Origin of the sequence: Pantoea sp. EKM103V (assembly GCF_011800365.1) — a bacterium.
GTDB lineage: Bacteria > Pseudomonadota > Gammaproteobacteria > Enterobacterales > Enterobacteriaceae > Pantoea > Pantoea anthophila.
Genome location: NZ_JAALFQ010000001.1, coordinates 269,771 through 282,785, shown reverse-complemented (window position 1 = coordinate 282,785; position 13,015 = coordinate 269,771). Strand labels below are relative to the sequence as shown.

Below are 13,015 nucleotides of genomic sequence, written 5' to 3'. Positions count from 1 at the left end.
ACGCAGGAGCAAATGTCGAGGCTTTAACCGTTCCGCGGGTTTGTCTCGTCTGCTATTATTCGCAGAAATGTGCTGCGGCACACATCTCATTATCAGGATTTAAGAGGTTATTTTACTCATGGCACTCGTAGGCATCTTCTTTGGCAGCGATACCGGCAACACCGAAAACATTGCAAAAATGATCCAGAAACAGCTGGGTAAAGATGTTGCAGAAGTGCATGACATCGCGAAAAGTACAAAAGAAGACCTGGAAGCGTTTGATATCCTGCTGCTGGGCATCCCGACCTGGTACTACGGTGAAGCGCAGTGCGACTGGGATGACTTCTTCCCGACGCTGGAAGAGATCGATTTCAACGGCAAGCTGGTTGCCCTGTTTGGCTGTGGCGACCAGGAAGATTACGCTGAATATTTCTGTGATGCGATGGGCACAATCCGCGACATTATCGAGCCGCACGGCGCCGTTATCGTGGGTAACTGGCCAACAGAAGGCTACCATTTCGAAGCCTCAAAAGGTCTGGCTGATGAGACGCACTTCCTGGGCCTGGCCATTGACGAAGATCGTCAGCCTGAGCTGACCAGCCAGCGCGTCGATCAGTGGGTTAAGCAGATTTTTGATGAACTGCAGCTGAAAGAGATCATCGAAGCCTGATGCACCCCGCCTCAATGTGCGCGCCAGCTCACATTGAGGCAATGGAATTTCCTATAGAAATAATAGCCACATTTTTTTAACTTTCTTCGTTTAATCTGTAGAATACCCGCATCGATCTTCCGCGTATTAGCTCAGGCGGTATGACGCAGTGATGTGCTGAAAGACCTCTGCCAGAATCCTCCCCGGCCCGGTGAAGCTTCCCCCATCGCCCATGATGATTCACGGCCCTCAGGTTTTCATTTCATCCCCTGAGCTCTATAATGAGACGCAAATGCGAATGAGCACAGATCGACATTCAAGGCGACAAGCCACAAAAGTGAATATTAGTAACAGGACAAAATCCGCATGACTGACAACAACACCGCATTAAAGAAGGCTGGCCTGAAAGTGACACTGCCCAGACTGAAAATTCTGGAAGTGCTTCAGGAACCTGAGTGCCATCACGTCAGCGCGGAAGATTTGTATAAACGCCTGATCGACATCGGCGAAGAGATTGGCCTGGCCACCGTTTACCGCGTGCTGAACCAGTTCGACGACGCCGGTATTGTGACCCGTCACAACTTTGAAGGCGGCAAATCCGTTTTCGAACTGACGCAGCAGCATCACCACGATCACCTGATCTGCCTGGACTGCGGCAAGGTTATTGAGTTCAGCGATGAATCCATCGAAACGCGTCAGCGTGAAATCGCGACCCGCCACGGCATCAAGCTGACCAACCACAGCCTCTATCTGTACGGACACTGTACGCTGGGCGACTGCCGCGAAGATGAGACCCTGCACGACCAGTAATCTGGCGGGCGGAAATAAAAAAACCGGTTACGAGACCGGTTTTTTTTCGTCTGTGCTCTGCTGAACCCTCAGGCCACCAGCGTCTCCTGCAGATAACGCCAGCGTGGATTCGAGCTGCTGCAATCCAGAATCGCCAGCGAAATACGGCTCTGGTTATTGCCATTCAGCATCTGCATTTCACGATACTGCACGGTGATCTCATTTTCATGATGAGAGAGTATGACGTGCTCACAGGTCGCAATTCGCATCCCTTCCCGCTGCCCCTGCAGCTGTCGGAACAGCTCTTCGACCGCATTAAGATCGTACTCTTTACCTTTTGGCGTCACCATGCGGAAGTCAGGATGGAAAAAGGACATCATCAGCTCAAAGCTGTCATCCGATCCGGCAGGCTGATTAAAAATACGTTCAATGAGCTGATGTAAAACGACGACACTGTGTTTGGCTTCCTGAGCGAGGACTGGCATTTTTTTTCCTTATATAACCCGCTTTGCTACCTCTTAGAGCGCATAGCCTACCTGAAAGCGGACAATTCACATCCTGAAATTGATTAATTTTTTTAAACTCAGATTTCTCTCACAAGGCAGTCTGAGCAGGATTTGCGTTAAGCCAGAATAAACGTCGGCAATTCTCAATACAGGGGCAATAAAAAAGGGCGATTAATCGCCCTTTTGTCATTTTATGAGGTCAGCCCTAAACGATTATTCGCCCGTTTTAGCCCAGGTGTCACGAAGCCCCACGGTGCGGTTAAACACCAGCTGCGTCGGTTTAGAGTAAACGCTGTCGGCGCAGAAATAGCCCTCACGCTCAAACTGGAACGGGGTGGCTGCTTCCACATCGCGCAGGCTCGGTTCGACGAAACCATTTTTGATGCTCAGTGAATCAGGGTTGATCACCGCCAGGAAATCTTCAGCCGCGGCCGGATTCGGCACGCTGAACAGTCGGTCATAGAGGCGGAACTCGGCAGGCTGCGCATGATCCGCAGACACCCAGTGAATCACCCCCTTCACCTTGCGGCCATCGGCCGGATCTTTGCTCAGGGTATCCACATCACTGGTGCAGTAGATGCAGGTAATGTTGCCCGCTTCATCTTTGGCTACCCGCTCTGCACGGATCACATAGGCATTGCGCAGACGGACTTCTTTGCCCAGAACCAGACGTTTATATTGTTTGTTCGCCTCTTCGCGGAAATCTGCACGGTCAATCCAGATCTCACGGCTGAACGGCACTTCACGCGTGCCCATTTCCGGTTTACCCGGATGGTTAGGCATGGTGATGACCTCGTTGTGACCGGCGGGCAGGTTTTCGATCACCACTTTCAGGGGATCGAGTACTGCCATCGCGCGTGGCGCATTTTCGTTCAGATCATCACGGATGCAGGATTCCAGTGACGCCATCTCGACGATGTTATCCTGCTTGGTCACGCCAATACGACGGCAGAACTCACGGATAGAAGCCGCGGTGTAACCACGACGGCGCAGACCTGAAACGGTCAGCATGCGTGGATCGTCCCACCCTTCTACGTGCTTCTCGGTCACCAGCTGAGTGAGTTTGCGTTTTGACATCACCGCATACTCCAGATTCAGGCGCGAGAACTCATACTGGCGCGGATGAACCGGAATCGTGATGTTGTCCAGCACCCAGTCATAAAGACGGCGGTTGTCCTGGAACTCCAGCGTACAGAGCGAGTGCGTAATGCCTTCCAGCGCATCGGAAATGCAGTGGGTAAAGTCATACATCGGGTAGATGCACCACTTGTTGCCGGTCTGGTGATGTTCTGCAAACTTGATGCGGTAAAGCACCGGATCGCGCATAACGATGAAGTTCGAAGCCATATCGATTTTGGCGCGCAGACAGGCTGTGCCTTCCGCAAAGCCACCGTTTCGCATCTTTTCAAACAGCGCAAGGTTCTCTTCCACGCTGCGATCGCGATACGGGCTGTTTTTGCCCGGCTCTTTCAGGGTGCCACGATATTCGCGAATCTGATCCGGGCTCAGCTCATCAACGTAAGCCAGCCCTTTGGTAATCAGCTCAACGGCATAGTTGTAGAGCTGATCGAAATAGTCTGATGAGTAGCAGACTTCACCGCTCCACTCAAAACCCAGCCACTGGACGTCACGCTTGATGGATTCAACGAATTCCATATCCTCTTTAACCGGATTGGTATCGTCGAAACGCAGGTTGCATTGCCCCTGATAATCCTGGGCGATGCCAAAATTCAGACAGATCGATTTCGCATGACCAATGTGCAGATAGCCATTGGGCTCCGGCGGAAAACGGGTATGCACGCTGCTGTGCTTACCGCTCGCCAAATCTTCGTCAATGATCTGACGAATAAAGTTAGTTGGGCGGGCTTCAGCCTCACTCATCTCAAAAATCCTCAATACGAATAACGGGTGATTTGTACCACGAAGTAACGGAGTATGATCCACAAAGCGTCTGAGGGAAACAACCGTTTGTTAAGCCTTTAAAACAAAAAAGGCAGGAATCGCTTCCTGCCTGTGGGGTTCTGTTGCGGGGATTAGCCTTTCACTTCATACAGCGGGGTTTCACCTGCGACGACCGGACCGTGGGCCAGGAGTGTCAGACCCGCGAAATCTTCACTGTTACTGACCACCACCGGACTCACCATCGAGCGGGCATTTGCGTTCAGGAATTCAAGATCCATCTCCAGCACCGGCTGACCGGCTACCACGCTGGCTCCCTCTTCCGCCAGCCGGGTGAAGCCTTTTCCGTCCAGCGCAACGGTATCGAGTCCCATGTGAACCACGATCTCGACACCGTTGTCGGTTTCCAGACAGAACGCATGATTGGTATTGAAGATTTTCACCAGCGTTCCGGCAATCGGTGCCACAACCCATTTGTCGCTGGGTTTGATGGCCAGCCCGTCGCCTACCGCTTTGCTGGCAAAGGCTTCATCCGGAACCGCATCCAGTGCCACGACCTCTCCCGTTACCGGTGCCAGCAGCGTCGCAATAACGCGCTTCTCGCTGTTCAGCACGGCCTGCGGTTTAACCTCCGGCTCTGCCGCTGGCGTCGTACCGGAAGCAGCAGCAGCGACCGGGCCTTTGGCCAGCACTTTTTTCATGGCGGAGGCGATGCCTTCGGCCTGGGTGCCGACAATGATCTGCACGCTCTGTTTATTCAGACGGATAACGCCGGACGCGCCCAGACGCTTCGCCACGCTCTCGTTGACCTGAGCCGAATCGTTCACGTTCAGACGCAGACGGGTGATGCAGGCGTCAATGCTGGTCAGGTTAGCGGAGCCACCGACCGCACCGATGTAGCGACGTGCCAGGGATTCCGTGGCGCTTTCGCCGTTATCGCTGTTGTCCACGTTGACGTCATACCCATCGCTTTCATCACCGGCCACCGCCAGCTCGCGGCCAGGGGTCATCAGATTGAATTTTTTGATGGTGAAGCGGAAGACCACGTAATAGATAGCAAAGAACACCAGCCCCTGCGGGATCAGCATGTACCAGTGGGTCGCCAGCGGGTTACGGGTCGACAGCACCATATCCACCAGCCCGGCGCTGAAACCAAATCCGGCGATCCAGTGCATGCTGGCGGCGATGAAGACAGAAATACCGGTCAGTACGGCGTGGATCAGATAAAGCACCGGTGCCACGAACATGAAGGAGAACTCCAGCGGTTCGGTGATACCGGTAAAGAAGGCGGCAAACGCAGCGGCCAGCATGATACTGCCCACTTTGACGCGATTCTCAGGACGCGCGCAGTGATAGATAGCCAGCGCAGCACCAGGCAGACCAAACATCATGATCGGGAAGAAGCCCGCCTGATAGCGACCGGTAATGCCCACGGTGGCCGACCCATCCGCCAGTGACTGTGCACCGCCGAGGAATTTAGGAATGTCATTAATTCCGGCCACATCGAACCAGAACACGGAGTTCAGCGCGTGATGCAGACCGACCGGGATCAGCAGACGGTTAAAGAAGGCGTAAATACCGGCTCCGACCGAGCCAAGCTTCTGGATATGCTCGCCAAAGCCTACCAGACCATTGAACACCACCGGCCAGATATACATCAGGATAAAGGCGACGAAGATCATCAGGAACGAAACGAGAATCGGCACCAGCCGGCGTCCGCTGAAGAAAGAGAGCGCCTTAGGCAGTTCGACGTGGCTGAAGCGGTTATAGACTTCTGCCGAGAGAATACCGACCAGAATGCCGACAAACTGGTTTTCGATTTTGCCAAAGGCAGCAGGCACCTGAGCCAAAGGAATTTTCTGAATCATTGAGACAGCGGCTGGTGAGCAGAGCGTGGTGACCACCAGGAAGCCGACAAAGCCGGTGAGGGCCGCCGCGCCATCTTTATCTTTCGACATGCCGTAGGCGATACCGATCGCAAACAGGACTGACATGTGCTCAATAATCGCCGCACCGGACTTAATCAGCAACGCTGCCAGCGCGTTATCTGCACCCCAGCTGACGGGATCGAGGTAGTACCCTACCCCCATAAGTATCGCTGCCGCTGGCAGGGTGGCAACCGGCACCATCAGTGCCCGCCCTACCTTCTGTAAATAACTTAACATGGACCTTCCCCCTATGAGCCTGACTTGTCGCTTTGCGCCGCTTAATGTTGTTATGTCAGCTGCAAAGATTGTGAATACACTGCATGTCACGCAGCGAAGTGTAATGACAAATTAATTCGCCTCGCAAATTAAAACCCCGACATATGTGACTTTTATCACTAAAAAACATCGGGTCACACTGCAACATCTGGCTATGAATGCAAACTTATTTTATGATCCGAAATATTGAATTGCGCTCCGGCCGTGGCGAGAATAGAAAATCTGTTCAGGCTGATGATTTACGCAACGGTTCAGCGATCCCCTTTCCATTTCAAATGAGGTGAAACATGAGACTGATTCCTTTAGCGACGCCAACCCAGGTCGGCAAATGGGCCGCCCGACATATTGTTAACCGCATCAACGCGTTTAACCCGACGGCGGAAAAACCTTTCGTCCTGGGTCTGCCTACCGGCGGCACGCCACTGGAGGCATACAAACACCTGATTGATATGCACAAAGCGGGCCAGGTCAGTTTTAAGCATGTTGTGACGTTCAATATGGATGAATATGTGGGCCTGCCAAAAGAGCATCCGGAGAGCTATCACAGCTTCATGTATCGTAATTTCTTCGATCACGTTGATATTCAACCGGAAAATATCAACCTGCTGAATGGTAATGCACCCGATATTGACGCAGAATGTCGTCAGTACGAAGAGAAAATTCGCGCGCTGGGTAAAATTCACCTGTTTATGGGGGGTGTCGGAAACGACGGCCATATCGCCTTTAACGAACCGGCTTCGTCGCTGGCTTCGCGAACCCGCATTAAAACCCTGACCCATGATACCCGCGTAGCGAACTCTCGCTTCTTCAACGGCGACGTTGACCAGGTGCCTAAATACGCGCTGACGGTCGGCGTCGGCACGCTGCTGGATGCAGAGGAAGTGATGATTCTGGTTACCGGCCATGTTAAAGCGCAGGCCCTGCAGGCGGCGGTTGAAGGCAACGTCAACCATATGTGGACCATCAGCTGCCTGCAGCTGCACGCAAAATCGGTGGTGGTGTGTGATGAGCCGGCCACCATGGAACTGAAAGTGAAAACCGTGAAATATTTCCGCGAAATGGAAGCGGAAAATATGAAAGGCGTGTAACAGAACATTGTCATGCCCTGCTGTTACGCTGCGTGACAGCAGGCCAGGACGGGAGAAGAGAGATGTACGCATTAGTCAACGGTCGCATCTACAGCGGTCATGAGATTCTGGATAACTACGCGGTCGTGGTTGACGGGACGCAGATTGCGCACGTCTGCCCCCGTGAAGCGGTTGCGGCGGATGTTGAATTGCGGGATGTGGCGGGTGCCATCATTGCGCCAGGCTTTATCGATCTCCAGCTTAACGGCTGTGGTGGCGTGCAGTTTAATGACGACATTGATGCGCTCAGCGTTGAAACGCTGGAGATCATGCAGCGCGCCAATGAGAAATCGGGCTGCACCAGCTTTTTACCGACGCTGATCACCAGCAGCGATGCCCTGATGAAGCGGGCCATCGAAACCATGCGCGCCTATCTGCAGAAGCATCAGCATCAGGCGCTGGGTCTGCATCTGGAAGGCCCGTGGCTCAGCAAGGCGAAGAAAGGCACCCACGATCCGGCGCTGATTCGCCTGCCGGATGCGGCGATGGTGCAGTATCTGTGTGACAACGCCGATGTCATCACCAAAGTGACGCTGGCGCCGGAGAATGCCGGTCGCGAGGTGATTCGGCAGCTGACTGACGCCGGGATCATTGTGTCTGCCGGTCACTCCAGTGCAACGTATGAAGAGGCGAAAGCGGGCTTCTCTGCTGGTGTGAGTTTTGCGACACACCTCTACAACGCGATGCCCGCCTTTGCCGGTCGTGAACCGGGGCTTATCGGTGCGCTGTTTGATTCGCCTGATGTATACTGCGGCATTATTGCGGATGGTTTACATGTACATTACGCTAACGTGCGCAATGCTAAACGCATAAAAGGCGACAAGCTGGTGCTGGTAACGGATGCCACCGCACCGGCGGGCGCGGCAATCAGTGAGTTTATTTTTGCTGGCAAAACAATCTATTATCGTGACGGGCTCTGTGTTGACGAAAACGGCACACTCAGTGGTTCAGCCCTGACGATGATTGAAGCGGTACGGAACAGCGTCGAGCATGTGGGTATCGCACTGGACGAAGCATTGCGCATGGCATCACTCTACCCGGCACGGGCGATGGGCGTGGAAAAACAGTTAGGCTCGATCGAAGCAGGAAAAATCGCGAACCTGACTGTGTTTACGCGCGACTTTAAAATCATTAAGACGTTTGTCAACGGAGACGACGTCCTGAGCGAGTAAGCACTGAATGACCACTGGCGGCCAGTCACAAATAGGAAATGTCGATCTTGTTAAGCAACTTAATAGCGCAGCGGTTTACCGGCTGATTGATCAACAGGGGCCGATATCGCGCATTCAGATTGCCGAACTCAGCCAGCTCGCCCCCGCCAGCGTCACGAAAATTACCCGCCAGTTGATTGAGCGCGGCCTGATCAAAGAGGTAGACCAGCAGGCGTCTACCGGTGGTCGCCGCGCTATCTCGATTATCACTGAAACCCGCCACTTCCAGACCATCGGCGTCCGGCTCGGCCGTCACGATGCCACCCTTACGCTGTTTGACCTCAGCGGCAAATCGCTGGCGCAGGAGGATTATGCGCTGCCGGAACGCACCCAGGAGACGCTGGAGCATGCGCTGTTTAATGCCATCAGCGGCTTCATTGAGCAGCACCAGCGTAAAATCCGCGAGCTGATCGCCATTTCCGTGATCCTGCCCGGCCTGGTCGACCCGATTAACGGCGTGATTCGCTATATGCCGCACATCGCTGTCAGCCACTGGCCGCTGGTCGCCAGCCTGAAGAAACGCTTTAACGTCACCAGTTTTGTGGGTCACGATATCCGCAGTCTGGCGCTGGCCGAGCACTACTTCGGTGCAAGCCGCGACTGTGCTGACTCAATTCTGGTGCGGTTACACCGGGGGACCGGTGCCGGCATTATCGCCAACGGCCATATTTTTCTCGGCAGTAACGGTAACGTCGGCGAGATCGGCCACATTCAGGTCGATCCGTTAGGCGAACGCTGCCACTGCGGTAACTTTGGCTGCCTGGAAACCATTGCCGCCAATGGCGCCATTGAAAACCGTGTGCGTCACCTGCTGAATCAGGGCTACCCCAGTGTGCTGACGCTGGAGGCGTGCCAGATGCCCCACATCTGCAAAGCGGCGAATCAGGGTGATGCCCTGGCCTGTGAAGTGATCGAGCATGTGGGGCGCTATCTCGGCAAGGCGATTGCCATCGCCATCAACCTGTTTAATCCACAAAAAGTGGTGCTGGCGGGAGAGATTACCGAAGCAGAAAAAGTGCTGCTGCCCGCGATTGAGGGCTGCATCAATACCCAGGCATTAGAGGCCTTCCGTAAGCATCTGCCGGTTGTTCGTTCGACACTGGATCATCGTTCTGCGATTGGTGCCTTTGCGCTGGCTAAACGTGCCATGCTTAACGGCATTCTGCTGCAACACCTTCTGGAAGATTAAGCTCACCCGCTGCTGTGGCGGGCCACACCGGATCTGACTATGACCATAAAAAGCGTAATTTGTGATATCGATGGCGTGCTGATGCACGACAACACGGCCGTTCCCGGCGCACAGGAATTTCTGCAGCGCATTCTGGCCAAAGAGATGCCGCTGGTGGTGCTGACCAACTACCCTTCGCAGACTGAGCAGGATCTGGCTAACCGTTTTGCCTCAGCAGGCGTTGAGGTGCCCGATTCCGTCTTCTACACCTCGGCAATGGCCACCGCGGACTTCCTGCGCCGTCAGGAGGGCAAAAAGGCGTATGTGATTGGTGAGGGGGCGCTGATTCATGAACTCTACAAAGCAGGCTTTACCATTACCGATGTGAATCCCGACTTTGTGATTGTCGGAGAGACACGCTCCTTTAACTGGGACATGATGCATAAAGCGGCCTTCTTTGTTGCCAACGGCGCTCGCTTTATTGCCACCAATCCCGATACCCATGCGCGTGGGTTTATTCCCGCCTGTGGCGCACTCTGTGCGGGGATTGAGAAGATATCCGGCCGCAGCCCCTTTGTTGTGGGCAAACCAAGCCCTTACATCATGCGTGCCGCGCTGAACAAAATGCAGGCTCACTCCGAAGAGACGGTCATCGTCGGCGATAACCTGCGCACCGATATTCTGGCCGGTTTTCAGGCGGGTCTGGAGACGGTGCTGGTGCTCTCTGGCGTTTCCACCCTGAGCGATATTGACGCGATGCCCTTCCGCCCGGACTGGATCTATCCCTCTGTTGCCGATATTGACCTGTTCTGATTCAGTTTGCTTATGACGCATCGGGCTGAATTGTGATGCGTCTCCCCTTTTTCTCCGCTTTTACCCCCTGTTTGCCGCCTGATTTTTGCTCAAAAAATGCATTTCATTGCAGATCCAACAACAAAACAGCCATTAAATTATCGTTTATTCAATTTTATCGTCATGTGATCAATATTTTTATCAGTAAATCACGATTCCTCTTGCATTGACGGCACCAAATAGCGCATTTTCTTATCTATCACGCAGCGTCAGGCTGCCGGACAAACCTAAAAGATAACATCGCCGTAAGGTGAGCTCAGGAGTCAGTTATGTGTTCAATTTTTGGTGTGCTGGATCTGAAAAGCGATCCTGTTGAGCTGCGCAAAAAGGCGCTGGAATGTTCACGCTTAATGCGTCATCGCGGCCCGGACTGGTCAGGCGTTTACGCCGATGACCATGCCATCCTGGCGCATGAACGTCTCTCAATTGTTGACGTTAACAACGGCGCACAGCCGCTGTACAACGCCGACCACACCCATGTCCTGGCAGTCAACGGCGAAATTTATAACCATCAGGCGCTGCGCGCGGAACTCAGCGATCGCTATGCGTTTCAGACCGGTTCTGACTGTGAAGTGATTCTGGCGCTCTATCAGGAGAAAGGGGTCGACTTCCTTGATGACCTGGAAGGCATGTTCGCCTTTATCCTCTACGACAGCGTCAAAAACACGTATCTGATTGGCCGTGACCATATCGGGATTATCCCGCTCTATATGGGTAACGATGAGCATGGCAACCTCTATGTCGCGTCAGAAATGAAAGCGCTGGTACCGGTCTGCCGTTCGATTAAAGAGTTTCCGCCGGGAAGCTACCTCTCCAGCACCGATGGCGAAATCCGTCGTTACTGGCAGCGTGACTGGATGGAATATAAAAACGTTGAGCACAACACCACCGATGCGGCCGGCCTGAAGCATGCGCTGGAAGAGTCTGTGAAAAGTCACCTGATGTCAGATGTGCCTTATGGTGTGCTGCTGTCGGGCGGCCTGGACTCCTCCATCATTTCCGCCGTGACCAAACGTTTTGCGGCAAAGCGTGTTGAAGACCAGGATAAAAGTGATGCGTGGTGGCCACAGCTTCACTCCTTTGCTGTCGGGCTGGAAGGCTCACCCGATCTGAAAGCGGCGAAAGCCGTGGCGGAACATCTGGGCACCGTGCACCATGAGATTCATTTCACCGTGCAGGAAGGTCTGGATGCGATTCGCGATGTGATTTATCACATTGAAACCTATGACGTCACCACCATCCGTGCCTCCACGCCAATGTACTTAATGTCGCGTAAAATCAAGGCAATGGGCATCAAGATGGTGCTGTCAGGCGAAGGCGCAGATGAAGTGTTCGGCGGCTATCTCTACTTCCATAAAGCCCCCAACGCTAAAGAGTTCCACGAAGAAAACGTGCGTAAACTGCAGGCGCTGCATATGTTCGACTGTGCCCGCGCCAACAAAGCGATGTCCGCCTGGGGCGTTGAGGCCCGCGTGCCGTTCCTGGATAAAAAATTCCTGGATGTGGCGATGCGTATCAACCCGGAAGATAAAATGTGTGGCAGCAACGGCAAAATGGAGAAGCACATTCTGCGTGAATGTTTCTCCTCCTACCTGCCGGAAAGCGTGGCGTGGCGTCAGAAAGAGCAGTTCTCAGATGGCGTCGGTTACAGCTGGATTGACTCGCTGAAAGAGGTGGCTGCGAAGCAAATCAGCGACCAGCAGCTGGCAACCGCTCACTTCCGCTTCCCGCACAACACGCCGGGGTCGAAGGAAGCCTATCTCTACCGTGAGATCTTTGAAGAGCTGTTCCCGCTGGCCAGCGCCGCGGAGTGTGTGCCAGGCGGTCCATCAGTAGCCTGTTCGTCAGCCAAAGCGATCGAGTGGGACGAGGCGTTTAAAAACATGAACGATCCATCAGGTCGTGCCGTTGGTGTGCATCAGTCAGCCTATCAATAAGCCGATTGAGCACGGTCAGAATGGGCCCGCTGCGGCCCATTTTTTTGACGATTAGCGTTGTATTCACTGAAAAATTGCCGAATAAACCGCCATGCTGGTTATAAGCCACGCAAACAGCCATAACCAGGCAAAAATCGGTAAAAAAATTGTTGACGCTGTCAGGTCAACTCCGCATAATGCGCCCCGCAACGCCGATGAAGGTAACGCGAAAAAAAGATGGCTACGTAGCTCAGCTGGTTAGAGCACAGCACTCATAATGCTGGGGTCACAGGTTCGATTCCCGTCGTAGCCACCATCTTTTTTTGCGGGAGTGGCGAAATTGGTAGACGCACCAGATTTAGGTTCTGGCGCCGCAAGGTGTGCGAGTTCAAGTCTCGCCTCCCGCACCATTTCATTATTCGGCAGCGTGGATGGGATATCGCCAAGCGGTAAGGCACCGGTTTTTGATACCGGCATTCCCTGGTTCGAATCCAGGTATCCCAGCCAATTTTGATGATTCTCGATGCTGAGAACGGACGAATGGGATATCGCCAAGCGGTAAGGCACCGGTTTTTGATACCGGCATTCCCTGGTTCGAATCCAGGTATCCCAGCCATCATTAAAATGCAGTACAATTTGGCTACGTAGCTCAGCTGGTTAGAGCACAGCACTCATAATGCTGGGGTCACAGGTTCGATTCCCGTCGTAGCCACCA

Annotated in this window: 10 protein-coding genes and 5 tRNA genes; 12 read left to right on the top strand and 3 right to left on the bottom strand. The window is 53.6% G+C overall.

Features of this window, described 5'->3' with window-relative positions:
* Positions 1-118 precede the first annotated feature (118 nt).
* Both fldA and fur read left to right on the top strand, forming a co-directional pair.
* Complete coding sequence (gene fldA, locus HFD97_RS01450) at positions 119-649, top strand: flavodoxin FldA (protein WP_167431127.1); 531 nt, start codon at positions 119-121, stop codon at positions 647-649.
* Positions 650-994: 345 nt separating this feature from the next.
* A complete protein-coding gene (fur, locus tag HFD97_RS01445; protein WP_009091454.1) occupies positions 995-1,438 on the top strand; it encodes a ferric iron uptake transcriptional regulator in 444 nt (147 codons plus the stop codon).
* Between the two features lie 68 nt (positions 1,439-1,506).
* Here the strand turns inward: fur and HFD97_RS01440 are convergent, their stop codons facing one another.
* From HFD97_RS01440 to nagE, 3 genes are all read right to left on the bottom strand, one after another.
* Positions 1,507-1,902 (bottom strand): hypothetical protein, encoded by a 396-nt coding sequence (locus HFD97_RS01440; RefSeq protein WP_009091456.1) that lies wholly within the window; start codon positions 1,900-1,902, stop codon positions 1,507-1,509.
* A 234-nt stretch (positions 1,903-2,136) separates the two neighbouring features.
* Positions 2,137-3,804 (bottom strand): glutamine--tRNA ligase, encoded by a 1,668-nt coding sequence (gene glnS / locus HFD97_RS01435; RefSeq protein WP_009091458.1) that lies wholly within the window; start codon positions 3,802-3,804, stop codon positions 2,137-2,139.
* Positions 3,805-3,956: 152 nt separating this feature from the next.
* Complete coding sequence (gene nagE / locus HFD97_RS01430; protein WP_167431128.1) at positions 3,957-5,987, bottom strand: N-acetylglucosamine-specific PTS transporter subunit IIBC; 2,031 nt, start codon at positions 5,985-5,987, stop codon at positions 3,957-3,959.
* A gap of 326 nt (positions 5,988-6,313) precedes the next feature.
* Between nagE and nagB the strand changes: the two genes are divergently transcribed.
* The 10 genes from nagB to HFD97_RS01380 all read left to right on the top strand — a co-directional run bounded on the left by nagB (position 6,314) and on the right by HFD97_RS01380 (position 13,015).
* Positions 6,314-7,114, top strand: a complete 801-nt coding sequence (nagB, locus tag HFD97_RS01425; RefSeq protein WP_009091462.1) for a glucosamine-6-phosphate deaminase — start codon at positions 6,314-6,316, stop codon at positions 7,112-7,114.
* A 62-nt stretch (positions 7,115-7,176) separates the two neighbouring features.
* Positions 7,177-8,325, top strand: coding sequence for an N-acetylglucosamine-6-phosphate deacetylase (gene nagA, locus HFD97_RS01420; protein WP_058956312.1), 1,149 nt, complete (start codon positions 7,177-7,179; stop codon positions 8,323-8,325).
* Positions 8,326-8,332: 7 nt separating this feature from the next.
* Positions 8,333-9,553, top strand: a complete 1,221-nt coding sequence (locus tag HFD97_RS01415; protein WP_046101417.1) for an N-acetylglucosamine repressor — start codon at positions 8,333-8,335, stop codon at positions 9,551-9,553.
* Between the two features lie 39 nt (positions 9,554-9,592).
* Positions 9,593-10,345 carry an HAD-IIA family hydrolase gene (locus HFD97_RS01410; RefSeq protein ID WP_009091467.1) on the top strand — a complete coding sequence of 251 codons (753 nt, stop codon included), beginning with the start codon at positions 9,593-9,595 and terminating at the stop codon, positions 10,343-10,345.
* A gap of 308 nt (positions 10,346-10,653) precedes the next feature.
* Complete coding sequence (gene asnB, locus HFD97_RS01405) at positions 10,654-12,321, top strand: asparagine synthase B (protein WP_009091468.1); 1,668 nt, start codon at positions 10,654-10,656, stop codon at positions 12,319-12,321.
* Between the two features lie 218 nt (positions 12,322-12,539).
* Positions 12,540-12,616 (top strand) — tRNA-Met (locus tag HFD97_RS01400).
* Between the two features lie 9 nt (positions 12,617-12,625).
* Positions 12,626-12,710: transfer RNA gene (locus HFD97_RS01395), tRNA-Leu, on the top strand.
* A 22-nt stretch (positions 12,711-12,732) separates the two neighbouring features.
* Positions 12,733-12,807 (top strand) — tRNA-Gln (locus tag HFD97_RS01390).
* 34 nt (positions 12,808-12,841) lie between these two features.
* Positions 12,842-12,916, top strand: a tRNA-Gln gene (locus tag HFD97_RS01385).
* Between the two features lie 22 nt (positions 12,917-12,938).
* A tRNA-Met gene (locus HFD97_RS01380) sits at positions 12,939-13,015 on the top strand.